This is a genomic window from Aminobacter sp. SR38, from assembly GCF_014843375.1.
GTDB lineage: Bacteria > Pseudomonadota > Alphaproteobacteria > Rhizobiales > Rhizobiaceae > Aminobacter > Aminobacter ciceronei.
On the sequence record NZ_CP062112.1, the window covers coordinates 4,877,923 to 4,895,087 of the forward strand.

Here is a 17,165-nt window from a genome sequence, read left to right on the forward strand (position 1 = left end):
GGGAATAAGCAATGTCAAAGAAAATGTGGACTGCCTTGTCGAGGCGAAACTTTATGGCACTCGGAGTGGCCGGACTCACCGCCGCTTCGGTTGCGATGCCGATGCCTGCTTTCGCACAACAGCCTGTAATCGCCGTCAGCTTCCCGAATTCGTCGCTTCAGGGCGCAGTTATCGCCACTTTGGAAGCCGCAAAGAAGAAGGGGGGAGAGCTTGGCTATCAAGTCGTTGTAGACGATCCCGGAACAGACCTGAAGAAGCAGATCAATACGCTGAATACGTGGATCGAGCAAAAGGTCGCAGTCATCGTCTGCGTTACCCTTAATCCAGCGGTGTTCGAAAGCGTAGCCAAGAAGGCTCGCAGCGCCGGCATCAAGTGGATCACGTATGCGGAAAAGCTCGAGAACCAGGATGCGACCGTTGGTTTCAGCCAGTACGAGTCTGCGGCAGTTCTTGGGGAATACGCCGGCAAGTGGATTAACTCCAACTTGGGCGGAAAAGCGAATGTTGTCATTCTAGGTTACGAAGGCGCCTTCTGGGGGCGTTCTCGAGCGGATGGCATCGCCAAAGGGCTCAACAGCGTTGCGCCCGGCGCGACCATCGTTGCTCGCCAGGACGCAATTAGCGCTACTGAGGGTCTCGAGACGACCCGCAGCATTCTTCAAGCGCACCCTGAAGTTAATGTGATCCTCGGCATCGAAGATCCTGCAACAGAGGGCGCATACAAGGCATGGATTGCCGCTGGGCGCGACAAGACTGATCCAAAAGCGTTCATCGGCGGCATGGACGGCACCCCCGGTGCGCTGAAATTGCTGCGAAGCGGCGATACCATCTATCGTGCTTCGATGGCGCTGCCGCTGATTGACTTGGGCGAGGCGATCGCAACGACAGCTGACAAGCTGGCGCGTGGTGAGGCCGTAGCCGAACGTATCATCGCGCTGGAGTTGGTTGAGGCAAAATCGCCCCTGGCTGACAAGTACCTGAAGCAGCAAGGCATCGAATAGAGCCGCAATTCCTGCCGATGTCGACGCGATAAGGACCAGGCGCAGAGGCGTGGTCCTTATCGCAAGATATAGAGGAAATACTATCAAATAAGGTGGTTTCCGTGTCTGTTGTGATTAGCAATCTCAAGAAGGCCTATTCTGGCGTTCCAGTCCTTAAGGGGGTCGATCTTGAAATTGAGGATGGAGAAATCCATGCCTTTCTAGGTGCCAATGGTGCCGGGAAATCGACATTGATCAAGTGTTTGTCGGGGGCTGAGCAGCCTGATTCCGGCGTGATCGAGGTCGATGGGAAACCGTTTACAACAAGCGGACCCCGCGATTCAATGCGGGCTGGTATTGCCGTAGTATATCAAGAGCTGTCATTAGCCTCAGGCCTCAATGTGCTTGACAATGTTTTTCTTGGGCAAGAATACAAGCGCGGTCCGTTTGTGCGCAAAGCCCAGGAAGCACGGGAAGTGCGCTCATGGTTCGCGGAGCTAGGCGTCACTATCGACCCCGAAGCTGACTTGCTTAAGCTTAGCAACGCGGAACTACAGGTTATCGAAATTGTCAAGGCACTTCGCACGAAGCCAAAGCTCTTGATATTAGATGAACCAACGGCATCATTGACGGAACGCGAAGCAGCGCAATTGTCGGCGCAGCTTCTCTCTCTAAAGAAGCAAAAATTACCACTCCTATATGTAACACATCGTTTGGCCGAAGTGTTCGCAATTGCTGATCGAGTTTCAGTCCTTAGAGGCGGCAAGGTTGTTCTTTCAGCCAGAGTCTCGGACGTAACAGAACAAGAGATCGTAAGCGCGATTGCAGGCCGGAGTGTGGGAACTGAACCGCCTGACTACGCCAGTCAGCAGAAAACAAGATCTCCCCTGGCCCAGCTTCGTGGGCTGACTGCGCCAGGTATTGGGCCGGTCGACCTAGACGTAAATTCGGGCGAGATCCTAGGCGTATTTGGCTTGGTAGGTTCTGGTAGGACCGAGTTGCTTGAAGCGCTGTTCGGAGCGCGAGCGCTGGCGGGCGGTACGATTACTCTGGATGGCAAGGCGCTTAAGCTTCGCCGACCGTCCGATGCGGTGCGGGCCGGCATAGCGCTGGTTCCAGAGGATCGACTTCGGAAGAGTGTCTTTCAGACACTGACGGCAGGTGAAAATGTAGCGATGGCCAGCGCCGCCAAGCTTGGGACCCTTGGGTTTCGCAGCAAACGGTCAGAGCAAAAAGCATTTCACGACATTTCAAGGAAGTTGAACCTGCAGCCGCGGCGCTCTGATCTTGAAGCCAGGCGGTTCTCAGGCGGAAACCAGCAGAAACTAGTGCTCGGCAGGTGGCTCCAAGAGGGCCAGGATTGTCGGATGCTGCTGCTCGATGAGCCCACACAAGGCGTGGACGTTGGCGCTCGCGGCGACCTCTACTCCGTCCTCTCGGAGAGTACCAAGGCCGGGCTTGCGGTCGTGGTGACTTCGTCGGAGCCGGAAGAGTTGATGCAATTGGCCCACCGCGTCGTAGTGCTATCTCGAGGACAGGTTGCGGGAGTTCTGCATGGGGCCGAAATTAATCAAGAGCGCCTGCTCCACCTGGCGCATGTAGGAGAGTAAGATGACCAGGTCAACCACATCGAATAATGCCGTTGAGGTAAAAAAATCCAGCTCAACGTCAATCCTAAACAAAATCAAGCGCCCGGAAGTTATTATCAATAATATCCTAGTGATAGCGCTTGTTATCATGATGGTATATTTCACGTCGCAGACGCCGACATTTCTTACGGTTTCGAACTTTGAGGTGATTCTTACAAATAATGCCGTGATCGGTGTTCTAGTGGCGGCGATGGCCTTGTTGGTGATCGCAGGGCACGTAGACTTGTCGGTCGGATCAAACATCGGGTTTGCCGGTACGCTCGTTGCTCTCGCCAATACAGAATGGGGCCTTTCACCCTGGTTGAGCATGTTGGTCGGGATTGGTGGGGGCGCGCTGGGTGGCACCATAAACGGGGTTCTCTGCGGGGTCCTCCGCTTCAATCCAGTTATCGTTACCCTGGGTATGCTCGGCATTCTCCGCGGGGCCACGCTGCTTATACAGCAGAACGAAATATCGGGCCTGGACGAGTTCTTCGTGGTGATGGGCAATGGTGATTTTCTTCATATTCCGATTCAGCTGTGGATCGTTGCTATCTCTTTCGTTGCTGCCGCGATCTTTATCTCGCTGACCACCTGGGGGCGATACGTCTACGCCATTGGGTCAAATCCGCGGGCTGCGTTTTTGGCCGCGTTGCCGGTACGTGCACTGCCGTTTGCTCTCTATGTCGTTACCGGGGCAGCTGCCGGGCTGGCTGGCGTGATGTCGGCTGCACGCCTTGATGGTTCTGCACCTGGCGCACTAGGCCTGCAGATGGAACTCCAAGCTCTGACGATCGTGCTGCTTGGCGGCGTTGCGTTTGCCGGTGGTCGCGGACGGATTGGTGGTGTTGCGACAGCGTGGATCTTTCTCGGCGTTCTGGAGAACGGACTTACGCAGCTAAATGTGACGCCATTCGTGCAGCTCGTTGCTGCTGGTCTCGCCTTGGTATTTGCCGCCAGCCTTGACTCCTTGGGTTCGGTGCTCGGACCGCTTCTTGAGGGCCGCCGTCGAGTGGGTGAGCAGCGCGCAGCGGCGGGCATCGGGACCGACGCCGTAAAACAGGATGATACTGGAACTGTCCGACATCTTTGAACGTCGCAGAAATCGTCCAGGCCCCTAATCCCGGGTCGTTTGAGAAGTTAGTGCCGATCAAAACGGCTGAAGTCGAAAGGAAAACAACATGACCTATGCTCGCGACATGGTCGGCTACGGCAATAATCCGCCGAATGCCAATTGGCCTAATGGCGCCAAGCTGGCGCTGCAGATTATCGTAGCCTTTGAAGAAGGTTCAGAGAACAGCGTACTTCACGGAGACGCTCATTCTGAAAACTTTATCTCCGACATGATTGGTGCTCCCCCGCTTTTCGGTGTGCGCAGCGTGAATATGGAATCTCTCTACGAATACGGCACACGTGTCGGCTTCTGGCGAGTTTTCAACGAGCTGAACGCCCGGGGGATCAAGTCCACAGTCCTGGCCAACGGGCTAGCTCTCGAGCATTACCCCGAAGCAGGCCAATTCATGCATTCCACCGGCCATGAGATCGCCAGTCATGGCTGGAAGTGGATCGACCATCAATGGATGGGGGAGGAAACGGAACGCGCCCACATGAAGCTGGCCATCGAGGCCATCACAAAGATCACCGGTGAGCGTCCTGTGGGATGGTACACCGGGCGCTGCAGTCAGAACACATTGAAGCTCGTAGTCGAAGAAGGCGGGTTCCTCTACGATTCCGACACATATGCAGATGATCTCCCATATTGGGTGACCGTGGATGGCAAGCAGCATTTGCGAATACCGTACACACTGGAAGCAAATGACATGCGCTTTGTGTCGGCCGCGGGTTTCAACTCAGGTGATCAGTACTTTTCCTACCTGAAGGATACGTTTGACGTGCTCTATCGCGAGAGTGACAGGACACCACGTATGATGTCCACCGGCCTGCATCTGAGAATTGTCGGCCGGCCGGGTCGGTGGGCGGCATTCCAGCGCTTTCTAGATTATGTGCAAAAGCACGAGGGCGTGTGGATTTGTCGAAGAGATGAAATTGCGCGCCACTGGCACAAGCATCACGGAGTGTAGTGATAGCAATGCCGCTCGAAGCATCCCAGATCTGCATTGAGCGGCATTTCGTGATCTTAGGTATCTGAGCTTGGAACGAGAACATGCCACAAGTTGTTGAGATTGAGCCGCTCACACGAGAACGGTTTCGCGAGTTCGGTGATGTAATCGAGATAGATGGTAATGGCAGTTACTCGATCAACGGCGGTATGGCCGATCGCTTTCACGATCTCGCGAAAGTACAGGTGGGTGGCCCGGAAGGGCGAGTTCTGATCTCTATGGTCCGGAGCCGTCACTACGAGCTTCCACTAATTGTTTCCGCTGTCGAGAGGCATCCGTATGGAAGCCAGGCTTTCATCCCGACGGAGCAGGGGGCGTTCCTGGTGGTCGTATGTCTTGACCGGCAAGGTGTTCCGCAGGCGCCCAGGGCATTTATTGCGCAAGCGGGGCAGGGTGTGAATTACCACAGCAATGTCTGGCACGGAGTACTTTCTCCTCTGGGTAACGAGCAAGATTTTCTGGTGGTAGATCGTGGGGGTCTGGGAAACAATCTCGAAGAGTACAACTTTGCCGATCCTTATGTCATTGGATGGAACACTCCATGATGAAGACAAAACAGATATCAGAAGGTGGGGCGCATCTAACAGAATTCATCCGGTCTCATCGCGACGACCAGGTGCGCATGCTGGCAGAACTGGTCAAAGTTCCGTCCGACAACCCGCCCGGAGATTGCGCAGCGCATGCCGATCGTGCTGCCCAGTTGTATGAAGGCCTTGGTTTCACGGTCGAGCGACACAAGGTGCCCGACGCGCTGGTTACAAGCGTCGGCATGATCAGCGCCACCAATCTGATTGTCCGCCATACGTTTGGCCCCGGTCCGACGATCGCGCTCAATGCGCATGGCGACGTCGTGGCGCCTGGCGAAGGCTGGACCGTCGATCCCTATGGCGCCGAGATCAAGGATGGCTGGATGTACGGTCGGGGTGTGGCAACCTCGAAGTCCGACTTCGTCACCTATGCCTATGCGCTGCTGGCGCTGCGTGCGCTAGGCGAAAAGCTGTCGGGCACGATCGAGATCCACCTGACCTATGACGAAGAGGTCGGTGGCGACATCGGCCCGCTCTATCTACTACAGCAAGGCTTGACCAAGCCAGACTACGCGATCTGCGCCGGCCTGTCGTATGGCGTAGTCACCGCCCACAATGGTTGCCTGCATCTCGACATCGACGTCCGCGGCAAGTCCGCTCATGCGGCACGGCCCGAAACGGGCATCGACGCGCTCGAGGCGGCAACCCACATCCTGAGCCGGCTCTATTCGCTGCGTTCGGGTTTTTCGGAGCAGCGCTCATCGGTCGAAGGCATCACCACGCCATCGCTGGTGGTGGGGCTCATTTCGGGTGGCATCAACACCAACGTCGTGCCCGACAAGATCGTGATGCGCGTCGACCGCCGCATGATCCCGGAAGAGAACGGTCCGGATGTGGCGCGCGACCTGATCGCCTTCATCGAGGCGACGGCGCGGGAGATGCCGGGCATCGAATGCCATGTCCGGCAACTGATGCTGGCCAATCCGCTGAAGCCGCTCGACGGGCAGGAACGTCTGGCCGATGCCTTGCAGAGGCATGCCTCGGACCTCATCGGCAAACCCGTGCCTACGCACGGAGTTCCAATTTACACGGACGCACGACACTACTTCAATGCGGGAATCCCAACCGTGCTGTATGGCGCCGGCCCGCGAACGATGCTCGAGGCCAATGCCCATCGTGCTGACGAGAAGCTCAAGATTGACGACCTTGCTTTGGCGACGAGTGTCGTGGCGCTTGCGCTCTATGACCTGCTGACGGGCAACGCCTGAGGGTCTTGAAGTAACAGATTCATTCTAATTGGTGGCGGCTGCAGCGGGGCAGAAGGAGGAAGCAATGCTTCGAGTTGAGAGCGTTGTCGGGAGCCGAAACGATCCCGGTCTGCATGAGGCGATCCATCATCTCGAACACCACCACGCCGTGGAGTTCGTGACGGTGGCAGTCGGCGATCTCGACCGCCGGCGGCTGATGGCCCGGACCGACAAGGGCGAGGAAGTGGCGATCACCTTGCCGCGCGACCAGAAGCTGCATGACGGCGCCGTGCTGGTGCTCGACCATCATCGCGCCGTGATCGTGCGCGCCGGCGAGCAGCGCTGGCTGAGATTCACGCCGCGTTCGGCCAGCGACGCGCTTGAACTCGGCTATCACGCCGGCAACCTGCACTGGCGGGTGCGGTTCGACGGCGAGGACCTGCTGGTCGCCCAGGACGGTCCGGCCGCGGCCTATGCCGCGCGCATCGAGCCGCTCATCTCAGGCGGCCGCGTCGAAATGACCGAGGAGGCCGAATGAGCATTCCATCGGCACATCTGCTCGTCGCCCTGCAGCATGCAGACGGGCAGTTCCCCTCCGGCGGATTTGCCTTCTCGCAGGGGCTGGAGGCCTCGTCCACGCTTGCCGGAAAACTGGGTGCCTTCGACTTCGCCGCTTTCGTCGACATCCAGATCCGGCATCGCTGGGCCGATGCCGACCGTGTCGCGCTGGTTCGGGCCCACCGGCTCGCCGGCGATCTCGAGGCGCTTGCCGAACTCGACCGCGAGGTCGAGGCTTCGACCTTCGTCGAGGGGCTGCGCTCGGGCTCGCGCCGCAATGGCATGGCGCTTTTGACCACACATGAGCGGATCGGCACCTGCGGCACTGCCATCTATCGGGCGAAGGTCCGCAAGGGCGAAGCCTGTGGCCATCTGCCGGTCGTCCAGGGCCTCGCCTGGCAGGCGCTCGACCTTGACGAGGCGAGTGCCGTGGCAATTGGCGGCTACCAGATGGTGGCGTCGCTTTCGACCGCTGCGGTACGGCTTGGCGCTATCGGCGCCATCGATGCCCAGAGGGTTGTCGCGCGCGCTCTGCCTGCCATCGAGGCTGCGGCCCGCCTGCCTGTCGGCGACGACCAGCCGCTGCGGTCGTTCACGCCGCTCTGCGAAATCGCGGTCGCCATGCATGGCGCTTCGGGCCAGCGCCTGTTTTCGAATTGAGGAGTACCCACGATGTTGCTGACACCGACCGAACTCGAGCGCCTGACGATCTATACGGCGGCCGAACTGGCGCGCAAACGGCGGGCCAAGGGGCTCCTGCTCAACTATCCCGAAGCGGTGGCGATCATCACTGACGAGATCCTCGAAGGTGCCAGGGAAGGGCGCTCGGTTGCCGAGATGATGTCGATCGGCTCGGCCATCCTGACCCAGGCCGACGTCATGCCCGGCATCGCGGCAATGCTGCCGATGCTGCAGGTCGAGGCGACGTTCCGGGACGGCACCAAGCTGGTCACCGTGCATGAGCCGCTGCGCCCGGCCGCCGGCGCTGCCGCCGACGATGTCGAACCTGGGGCAATCGTCGCCGAGGACGGCGACATCGAGCTCAATGCCGGACGCCGCAAACTGACGCTGAAGGTCGTCAACACCGGGGACCGGCCGGTGCAGATCGGCAGCCACTATCATTTCTTCGAGGTCAACAAGGCGCTCGACTTCGACCGGGCGGCCGCCTTCGGCATGCGCCTCGACATCGCCGCCGGTACCGCCGTTCGCTTCGAGCCGGGTCAGGAGAAGGATGTGCCGCTGACCACCTTTGGCGGACAGCAGCAGCTTTCCGGGCTCAACGGACTGTCAAACGGCTCGGCCGACGATCCAGCGGCCAAGGCCGCAGCTCTTGAAAATGCCCGCGCCCGCGGCTTTCGCGGCGCCTGAGGGGAGGAACGATCATGGCAACCCTGTCACGCCGCGACTATGCGGCAATGTACGGCCCGACCACTGGTGACGGCTTCCGTCTCGGCGACACCTCGCTCGTCGCCGTCGTCGAGAAGGATTTTGCCGTCTATGGCGACGAGTGCCTGCATGGTGGTGGCAAGACCCTGCGCGACGGCGCCGGCCTCGCCGCCGGCGTCACCAGCGCTGAAGGCGCGCTCGACTTCCTGTTGTGCAACGTCACGGTGATCGATGCCGTCGTCGGCATCGTCAAGGGCGATCTCGGCATCCGCGACGGCAAGATCGTCGGCATCGGCAAGGCCGGCAATCCGGCCACCATGGATGGCGTCGACCCGCGCCTCATCGTTTCGGCGGCAACCACGGTGCGCGACTGCGAAGGGCTGATCGCCACGGCCGGCGCGCTCGACGTGCATGTTCACTTCGACAGCGCGCAGCTCTGCGATCATGCAATCGCCTCCGGCATCACGACCATGCTCGGCGGCTCGCTGGGTCCGATCACTGTCGGCATCGACTGCGGCGGCCCGTTCAACGTCGGCAAGATGCTGCAGGCGGCCGAGCACTGGCCGATCAATTTCGGCTTCCTCGGCCGCGGCAATTCGCACCGACCTGCGTCGCTCGTCGAGCAGATCGAGACCGGCTGCCTCGGCCTCAAGCTGCACGAGGACTGGGGCACCATGCCGGCCTCGATCGACACCTGCCTGACGGTGGCCGACGAGCTCGATTTCCCGGTCCAGATCCACACCGACACGCTGAACGAGTCCGGCTTCCTCGAGGATACGCTCGCCGCCATCAACGGCCGCACCATCCACATGTACCATACCGAGGGGGCAGGGGGCGGGCATGCGCCCGACATCATCAGCGTCGCCGGCGTGCCGTGGTGCCTGCCGTCGTCGACCAACCCGACCAACCCCTACACGATCAACACTTTCGACGAACATCTCGACATGACGATGGTGTGCCACCATCTCAACCCGGCCATCCCAGAGGATGTCGCCTTTGCCGAAAGCCGAATCCGCGCCCAGACCATTGCCGCCGAGGACATCCTCCATGACATCGGCGCGATCTCGATGCTTGGCTCCGACAGCCAGGGCATGGGCCGCATCAACGAGGTGATCTGCCGGACCTGGCAATTGGCCGACAAGATGAAGAAGCAGCGTGGCCGCTTGCCCGAGGAGGCGACGCGTTTCGGCGACAATGAGCGCATCAAGCGCTATGTCGCCAAATACACCATCAATGCCGCGCGCACCTTCGGCATCGCGGAGCATGTCGGCTCGCTCGAAGACGGCAAGATGGCCGACATCGTCATCTGGCGGCCGGCCTTCTTCGGCATCAAGCCGGAGCTCGTCATCAAGGGCGGCTTCATTGCCTGGGGCGCGATGGGCGACAGCGCTGCTTCGCTGATGACCTGCGAGCCGCTGCTGCTGCGTCCGCAATGGGGTGCCTTCGGCCGGGCCAAGCAGGCACTGTCGGCATGCTTCGTCAATCCGCTCGCCATCGAGCGCGGACTGGCCGCGACGCTCGATTTGAAGAAGGCATTGCTGCCCTCACGCGGCAATCGCAGCCTGTCGAAGAAGGACATGCTGCACAACGACGCCTGTCCCAACATCCGCGTCGATCCGCAAACCTTCGACGTCTTCGTCGATGGCGAACTGGCGACATGCGAGCCGGCCTACGAGTTGCCGCTGACCCAACGCTACATGCTGAGGTGACATCATGGACACCAGGACGACCTCATTGAACCCGTCCCCTTCACGCGTCGGCGCCGCCCGAATCGGCATCGGCGGTCCCGTCGGCTCGGGCAAGACCGCGCTGATCGAGCGGCTGATTCCGGCTTTCGCGGCGCGCGGCGTGTCGCTGGCGATCGTCACCAACGACCTCGTCACCGCCGAGGACGCCGAGCGCATCCGCCGCTCGGGCCTGATCGACCCTGCACGCGTTGCGGCTGTCGAGGCGGGCGCCTGCCCGCACACTGTCATCCGCGAGGATCCCACACTCAACATTGCCGCCGCCGATGATCTGGAAGCCTTGTTCCCGGATGTCGAGCTGATCCTTATCGAAAGCGGCGGCGACAATCTCGCCTCGACCTTCTCGCTCGACCTGGTCGACTGGTGGATGTTCGTCATCGATGTCGCCGGCGGCGACGACATCCCGCGCAAAAATGGTCCGGGCGTGCTCAAATGCGATCTGCTGGTCGTCAACAAGACCGACCTTGCGCCTTATGTCGGCGTCAACCTCGCTGCGATGGCAGCACAGGCCGCCGCCGCGCGCGCCGGCCGACCGATGGCACTCACCAACTGCCGCAGCAATGAAGGGGTCGACGCGATCGCCGACCGCATCCTTTCGGATGTGTTGTTCAGATGACCAGCCACTGGCCACAACTGCGCCCCGAATATGCCACGCCGCAACCGCGCCATGCACGCAGCGGCCGCTTCGAGCTGGCGCTGTCGCGTCATGGCGCGCGCACGCATATCGGCCGCCAGTATGTCTCCTACCCGTTCCACATGACGCGGCCGTTTGCGCTTGATGCCGCCATCCCGTCCCTGCTCACCGTCTATCAGCAGTCTTCCTCGGGCGGGCTCTATCGGGACGACAGGCTCTCGAGCCGCTTCGATGTTGGGGCGGGCGCCGCCGGCCACGTCACCACCCAGGCGGCTACGGTCGTTCACGACTGCTACGGCCAGCCAGCTCGCCAGACGACCGAGATCGTCCTGCAGGAGGGGGCGTTCCTGGCGCTGACCCCCGATCCGCTGGTGCTGTTTCCCGGTGCCGCGTGTTCGAACATCACCCAGGCCCGGCTCACGCCCGGTGCGGTGCTGTTGCTGTCCGACGCCTTTACCCTGCACGACCCGCAGGCGCGCAACCGTCCGTTCGAGCGGCTGGAGGCGAAGGTCGAGATTCATGACGCCGACGGACGGCTGCTCGTGCGCGACAATCTTGACATCGCCGGAGCGGACCTTGCCGGCCCGGCTTCGCCCGCCGGCGCATGGAAGGTCGTGTCCAGTTTCATGCTCGTTGGCGCGCCTGACCGGCTGCCAACTGTCGATGAGCTCGCCGGCCTCGGTCGAGCGGAACGCCAGATAGCCGGCATCACCGCGCTGCCCAATGGCGCGGGCTGGGGCGTGCGCTGCCTGGCGGCGGACGCGATCGCGGCGCGCGGGATCGCCGACGATCTCTTTGCGCTCGCCGTTGCCGCAGCCTTCGGACAGCAACCCGCGCGGCGGCGCAAATGACGACCAATTCGCATCCGATCTGTGAATGATGAAAGGAACAGGACGATGAACAGCAAATCTCTCATTCGGACAGCGGCACTGGCCGCCTTCGCACTGGCGCCCGGTCTCGCCAGTGCCCATACCGGCATCGGCCATGTCGAAGGTTTCGCCCACGGCTTTGTCCACCCGCTTGGCGGGCTCGACCATGTGCTCGCCATGGTGATGGTTGGGCTCTTTGCCGCCCAACTGGGCGGCCGGGCCCGCTGGCTCGTCCCGGCAAGCTTCGTGTCGGTGATGATCCTGGGCGGCGCACTTGGTCTTGCCGGCATTGCCGTGCCGTTCGTCGAACTCGGCATCGGCCTGTCGATCGTCGTTCTCGGTGGTGTCGTCGCCTTCAACCTGCGCGCCGGAGTGGCGGCAGCGATGGCGCTGGTCGGCTTCTTTGCGGTCTTCCATGGTTATGCCCACGGTGCCGAGATGCCCGAAAGTGTCAGCGGTCTGGCTTATGGCGCAGGCTTTGTCCTGGCGACGGCGATGCTGCACGCGGCCGGACTTGGCTTCGGCCTGACTCTCGACGGCAAGGCCGGCGTACGTGGAGCGGTCGTGGTCCGTTCGCTTGGCGCGCTCGCGGCTTTCGCCGGCATAGGCGTAGTGACCGGCCTCGTCTGAAAATGGATTAGCGCGTGGGAGGCCGTGTTTGTGTTCCGGCAGGTAGAGGCGAGACACAGAGACACACTGAGCGGTCAGGACGAACTATCATGATCCAAGACCTTTCGACACTGACGGGCAATAGGCTTCGTGAACAGGCCATCGCTTTGTTCCACGAAGGCATAGAGGCGTCCGACCCCGAAAGAGCTGTTGCTTCGGCCCTGCAAAGTCGCAAGACCGAACTTGAGCTTGCCAAGCGAGTAATCCTTATTGCTTTCGGCATGGCAGCGTGTCCAATGGCCCGCGCCGCCCTGCCTTTTGTGGTCAACAAGCTGCACAGTGCGTGCATCGTCACAAACTGCGAGAATCGATCGGCAGTGGAAGGGATGCACGTCACGGTCGCCGGTTATCCGCTTCCCGACGAGCGCAGTGTCGCAGCAGCCTATGCAGTTGAACGCGCTGCGCGTTCAGCCGTACCTGGCGACTTGGTGCTGGTACTCATAAGCAGCGGTGGTTCAGCGCTGGTGTGTGCCCCAGCGCCAGGTGTGTTGCTTGCCGACAAAATAGCGCTCAGCGAAGCCCTGCTGCACTCGGGCGCGGATATCTACGAGATTAATGCTGTCCGGCAGCAGTTTTCGCGCCTGAAAGGCGGCCGCCTTGCGCAACTCACAACCGGCGCGCAGATACTCTCGTTGATCCTTTCGGATGTTGCAGGCGATGAAGTCGGAACAATTGCATCGGGGCCAACAGCGCAGCCTGCAACTACTGCTGCAGACGCACTCGCTGTACTAATCCGCTACCGCTTGAACGGGGTTGTGTCGGGCGCCCTACGCTCATATGCCGATCATCTGCTCGAACGTACCGAAGAAATGAGGTTCTCGCATGTCGAGAACGTGGTGGTTGGCTCTGTCAACGCTAGCTTGTGCAAGGTGATCGAACGGGCAGCTGCCAGTCACAAAACTATCCTCAAAGTTGACGAGCTTGAAGGTACCGCATCCGATGTCGCTGCGACGCTGCACCACCTAGCGAAAATGCAGTCTGCAGAAAGCGGGCCAATGGCGATAGTCGCGGGTTGGAGCCCTGCCGACAGGAAGGCCGGCGTCCGGGAGCGAAACCAAGAACTCGCTCTTCGTTTCGCGTTCCTCGATGAGCAAGCACCAATCGGGCATCCGTGGGCATTTCTGAGCGGCTGCGCTGGACGTGACACAGCCGGAGCTATTGTCGACCCCAACTCGATTTCGCGAGTACGGAAGCTTGGCTGCGATCCAGGAGCTTTGCTTGAGGCTGGTGCCTTTCATCAAGCCCTTCAGTATTCGGGTGATTTGCTCGCAACAGTCAGCACCCGCACCGCTGCAACTGACCTGCAAATATTACTGATGAATAGGCCTGCAGGAAAATGAGGGAGGTGATTGGGTCTGCTTCTCAAGGAAAGGGTTCAGATGTGCTGATGATTTGTCAGAGCATACGTCGATCCGAGCCAAAAGGTCAATTCCGTGGAGAGTGACGTCTGCGTTGATAACTATGCTCGAAATAATGTAGGCCTCAATTCGAGGCAGTTGCAGGTACTTATCGGAAGGGAAGTGCGAAAGTATCGCAGGAAGCACGAAATTACGGCCACCGAACTTGCTCACGCGGCGGGAATTTCGCTTGGGATGCTATCTAAGATAGAAAAGGGGATAATTTCACCGTCGCTTGGTACCTTGCATTCACTCTCGGAGGCTTTGGCCGTTCCGATTTCGGCTCTTCTACGACGTGCCCAGGCCGAGAGAACTGCCGTATTTACAAAGTGCGTGTCGAGTAACGCAGGCGAAAAATCCTCAATTATAATTGAAGCAATATCAAGTGTAGATGGGTTTGCTGTTCATCCATTGATATTAACGTTTACGTCTGAGAATTTAAATAAATCAAGTGAAATTTGTTCTGAGGCCGGGATAAAGTTTATATTTATATTGGATGGAAAAATGGAATATAATCATGGCGATAAAACATACGATATGGCAACGGGCGACAGTCTTCAATTTGATGCGATAATATCTCACGGGCCTAAGAGGTTAAATTCATCAATAGTTAAGTGTTTATCAATACTATCTGTTGATCGAAATAACTGAATGCGTGTCGACTGGCGCAATTCTGATTTAGTCGATGCTCGCAAGAATTTGGGCATCGATACAAAAATCGAGAAATACCTGACGAACTTCTGTCGTGGAAATTTCCGCGGTCTCTGCCCGCGTCAAGGCGATGACAGCAAGGCGAGCCGTTTCTGTGCGGAGCCCGCCAGGCCATTCAGACAAAAAGATCCGAGCCTCGTCGATAGAGGAAATCGCGATGGTGCGGCCTTCGAATGCGATCCAGATGATATCAAAGTCCATCGTCGGCGAGTCTCACTACAGTATTTGTCGACACTTCAAGCCTCCACACGCAGATAACCGCTCAGCCCGGTTCTCTGATGCTCGATCACATGGCAGTGGAACGCCCAGTCGCCAGGGTTGTCGGCGACCAGTGCCACCTCCATCGTTTCCTTCGACAGCAGCAGGGCGGTGTCTGTCACCAGTGGGGCGACCTTGCGCTTGTCGGAGCGCAGCAGGCGGAAGCTCATGCCGTGCAGGTGGATGGGATGATCGTTCGGTGTTTCGTTGCGCAGGCGCAGGACATAGCTCCGACCCTGTTTCAACACGGCGAGCGGCTCGCCGGGGCCCGGTATGTCGGATTGCCCGGCAACCCGGTTGATCGACCAGAATGTGTAGCCGAGGGTGCCGCAAATGCTCGGCGCAGGGGCGTCGCCGCCGGGCGACCAGCCAAAGATGAAGTCTATCGTTTCAGCATTGGCGAGATCAGCCTGTGGTATCGGATTGGGCCGCAATGGCTTGAGCTCGTCCAGCCTGCGCCTGATACTGGCACCCAGGGGCCGAAACCGCGCGAGAAGCCGCGGCCCTTGCGGCGTTCTCAGGCTCAGGCTCACAATGTCGCCCGCACTGTCAGGTACACGCAAGGCGATGTCGGCGCGCTGCCCCGGCGCCATGACGATACCCTTGGGCGCAATGGGCTGCGCCAGGGGATTTGCATCCAGTGCGATCACCAGGGCGGTTCCGCCCTCGAGATCATATGTGCCGACGCGGGTGACGTCGGTCACCGCCAGACGCAGCCGCACGAGGCTGCCGGCGGCGAGATCATATGTCGGAGCGACCTCCCAGTTCACTGTGCCGACCGTGCCCAGAGTGCCGCCACGGGCCGCATTGCGTGGCTTGAACAACTCGATGAACTGACCATCGCTGCCGAGGCGGAAGTCCCTGATGTTGAGCGGCAGGTCGCGGTCGAACCCCGGGTCTTCCTCGTCTTCGACCACCAGGACGCCGGTCAGCCCCCTGGCCATCTGCTCCAGCGTGTTGCAATGCGGATGATACCAATAGGTGCCGGCATCCGGCGCTGCCAGAGTGTATCGGAAGCTGTTGCCGGGCGCGATCGGCGCTTGTGTCAGATAGGGAACGCCGTCCATCGCATTGGCGATGCGCAAACCGTGCCAGTGCACGATCGTCGCTTCCTCCAGCTCGTTCACCACATCGATCGAGAATGGTTTGCCCTGCGGCAGCCGCAGCACCGGAGGCGGTCCGTCGGCGTGAAAGCTCATCATGCCTTCGGTCGTCGTGCCGGGCAGGATCGAATGGCGCAGCATCGACGCCCGCAGGGTCAGATCGACCGCGTTGGCCCGACTTGCCGCTACAGCGCCGGTGGCGGCCGCGGCAAGAGCTGCGGCACCCCCGAGCAAGACCTCGCGGCGCGATATTCCAGGCATACGGACTTACCTTTCGCAGGCCTCGATGGCGCCGTTCTTCGAATTTCCGGCTTGCCGGGGGCAATCCCAAAACGATCCGGGTCGAAACGATCCAGACCGATACATCCATCCGCCTGCATCAGCAAACGAGAGCGCCGTGACGCGGAACACTGTGCTCATGTGCCTTGTCGGGACGTCGCCTGCTCATTCCGGGCCATGTCGGTCCGGGAATTTCGAGGCCACTTGCGGACGACAATGGCGGCGATCAGGAAACCCTGCACCAGAACAACAGCGTAAGCGGCCAGGATGGCGGCGCAGGGGACGACAAAGTTCAGTTGGGGAGCCGCGCCGAGCACCACCGGCATTACCCATGAAACGACCGACACGACCCCGCAGCCGATGAGTGCGGCGCGCTTGCGCGGTTCGATGTCAGCCAGGAGGTGCTTTCCGACCTGCTGCCTGAGGAACGGCAGCACCAGGCGATGAATGGCGATGCCGTTGATCGTCAGTATGGCGACGATGATCACCTTGGCCCAGATCTTCGGGTTCAGGACTTTCTCCGGCTCGGCGGCCTGGTAGAGCAGAAGAAACCCGATGCCCGACAGCCAGAGCATCAGCAGGCCGCGGGCAACAAAGCGACTGATCCATTCGACATTGTCGACGAGCTCGGCTGTCACGGCTGTCCAGCGATAACGCGACAATGTCAGGTCGAGAAACGCCGCCCCGCCGAATCCCAGGATCAGGCCGCCGAAATGGATCAACCTCAGTGATGTCCTGGCATAGGACAAAAGCGCGGGTGATGATGCGAGGGAGAGGTCGAAAATGCTCAATTGTGTCACCGGATGGAGGACGCAACGGCCCATCACCCCCTCCCGATGGGAAGGCGTGCCCGCTGCGTATCGAGCCTGAAGGGAAAGTTCGAGTTGACCGAGTGCGCCCCACCGAGCCGGGGCAAACTGGACGGGTTCGTCCTATTTAAGCTGATTTTCATAGTCAAGTATGAGGGGTCGCTATTTTAGCATTTCTGCAAATTTCCCGGGGCATGTGGCGCTGTTGTGTTGGCTGACACTGGCGAAACGTGAGCGCACCGAGC

At 60.1% G+C, this 17,165-nt stretch carries 18 protein-coding genes; 15 read left to right on the plus strand and 3 right to left on the minus strand.

All coding sequences use genetic code 11. The features are described from left to right. Nucleotides 1–53: 53 nt before the first annotated feature. The 15 genes from IG197_RS23965 to IG197_RS24035 all read left to right on the plus strand — a co-directional run bounded on the left by IG197_RS23965 (nt 54) and on the right by IG197_RS24035 (nt 14,411). Nucleotides 54–1,001 (plus strand): sugar ABC transporter substrate-binding protein, encoded by a 948-nt coding sequence (locus IG197_RS23965; protein WP_192315350.1) that lies wholly within the window; start codon nt 54–56, stop codon nt 999–1,001. Between the two features lie 101 nt (nt 1,002–1,102). Next, entirely contained in the window at nt 1,103–2,590 is a 1,488-nt protein-coding gene (locus IG197_RS23970; RefSeq protein WP_182576095.1) for a sugar ABC transporter ATP-binding protein, read from the plus strand. A 1-nt stretch (nt 2,591) separates the two neighbouring features. Further along, nucleotides 2,592–3,701, plus strand: coding sequence for an ABC transporter permease (locus tag IG197_RS23975; protein ID WP_182576094.1), 1,110 nt, complete (start codon nt 2,592–2,594; stop codon nt 3,699–3,701). Between the two features lie 88 nt (nt 3,702–3,789). Then, nucleotides 3,790–4,689: an allantoinase PuuE gene (gene puuE / locus IG197_RS23980; protein ID WP_192315352.1), complete on the plus strand. Its 900-nt coding sequence runs from the start codon at nt 3,790–3,792 to the stop codon at nt 4,687–4,689. An 83-nt stretch (nt 4,690–4,772) separates the two neighbouring features. Continuing rightward, nucleotides 4,773–5,273: an ureidoglycolate lyase gene (locus tag IG197_RS23985; RefSeq protein WP_182576092.1), complete on the plus strand. Its 501-nt coding sequence runs from the start codon at nt 4,773–4,775 to the stop codon at nt 5,271–5,273. Continuing rightward, nucleotides 5,270–6,523, plus strand: a complete 1,254-nt coding sequence (locus IG197_RS23990) for an ArgE/DapE family deacylase (RefSeq protein WP_371746485.1) — start codon at nt 5,270–5,272, stop codon at nt 6,521–6,523. Before IG197_RS23985 ends, IG197_RS23990 begins: the two co-directional genes overlap by 4 nt. 64 nt (nt 6,524–6,587) lie before the next feature. Continuing rightward, a complete protein-coding gene (gene ureE, locus IG197_RS23995; RefSeq protein ID WP_192315353.1) occupies nt 6,588–7,040 on the plus strand; it encodes an urease accessory protein UreE in 453 nt (150 codons plus the stop codon). After that, nucleotides 7,037–7,720 (plus strand): urease accessory protein UreF, encoded by a 684-nt coding sequence (locus tag IG197_RS24000; RefSeq protein WP_192315354.1) that lies wholly within the window; start codon nt 7,037–7,039, stop codon nt 7,718–7,720. The genes ureE and IG197_RS24000 overlap by 4 nt, the downstream gene beginning before the upstream one ends. 12 nt (nt 7,721–7,732) lie before the next feature. Further along, complete coding sequence (locus IG197_RS24005; protein ID WP_067967422.1) at nt 7,733–8,428, plus strand: urease subunit beta; 696 nt, start codon at nt 7,733–7,735, stop codon at nt 8,426–8,428. Nucleotides 8,429–8,442: 14 nt separating this feature from the next. Further along, a complete protein-coding gene (gene ureC / locus IG197_RS24010; protein WP_192315355.1) occupies nt 8,443–10,155 on the plus strand; it encodes an urease subunit alpha in 1,713 nt (570 codons plus the stop codon). 4 nt (nt 10,156–10,159) lie between these two features. Next, entirely contained in the window at nt 10,160–10,807 is a 648-nt protein-coding gene (gene ureG / locus IG197_RS24015) for an urease accessory protein UreG (protein ID WP_182575484.1), read from the plus strand. After that, complete coding sequence (locus IG197_RS24020; RefSeq protein ID WP_182575483.1) at nt 10,804–11,676, plus strand: urease accessory protein UreD; 873 nt, start codon at nt 10,804–10,806, stop codon at nt 11,674–11,676. The genes ureG and IG197_RS24020 overlap by 4 nt, the downstream gene beginning before the upstream one ends. A 45-nt stretch (nt 11,677–11,721) precedes the next feature. Further along, nucleotides 11,722–12,324 carry a HupE/UreJ family protein gene (locus tag IG197_RS24025; protein ID WP_182575482.1) on the plus strand — a complete coding sequence of 201 codons (603 nt, stop codon included), beginning with the start codon at nt 11,722–11,724 and terminating at the stop codon, nt 12,322–12,324. Between the two features lie 89 nt (nt 12,325–12,413). Next, entirely contained in the window at nt 12,414–13,703 is a 1,290-nt protein-coding gene (locus tag IG197_RS24030) for a glycerate kinase (RefSeq protein WP_182575481.1), read from the plus strand. 93 nt (nt 13,704–13,796) lie between these two features. Then, nucleotides 13,797–14,411 carry a helix-turn-helix domain-containing protein gene (locus IG197_RS24035; RefSeq protein WP_192315356.1) on the plus strand — a complete coding sequence of 205 codons (615 nt, stop codon included), beginning with the start codon at nt 13,797–13,799 and terminating at the stop codon, nt 14,409–14,411. Nucleotides 14,412–14,438: 27 nt separating this feature from the next. On the opposite strand, the gene IG197_RS24040 is transcribed toward IG197_RS24035, so the two are convergent. The 3 genes from IG197_RS24040 to IG197_RS24050 form a co-directional block, all read right to left on the minus strand. Then, nucleotides 14,439–14,672, minus strand: a complete 234-nt coding sequence (locus IG197_RS24040; protein ID WP_182575479.1) for a DUF982 domain-containing protein — start codon at nt 14,670–14,672, stop codon at nt 14,439–14,441. A gap of 35 nt (nt 14,673–14,707) precedes the next feature. Beyond that, nucleotides 14,708–16,093 (minus strand): multicopper oxidase family protein, encoded by a 1,386-nt coding sequence (locus IG197_RS24045; RefSeq protein ID WP_182575478.1) that lies wholly within the window; start codon nt 16,091–16,093, stop codon nt 14,708–14,710. Between the two features lie 155 nt (nt 16,094–16,248). Next, nucleotides 16,249–16,935, minus strand: coding sequence for a hypothetical protein (locus IG197_RS24050; RefSeq protein ID WP_246340955.1), 687 nt, complete (start codon nt 16,933–16,935; stop codon nt 16,249–16,251). Nucleotides 16,936–17,165 lie beyond the last annotated feature (230 nt).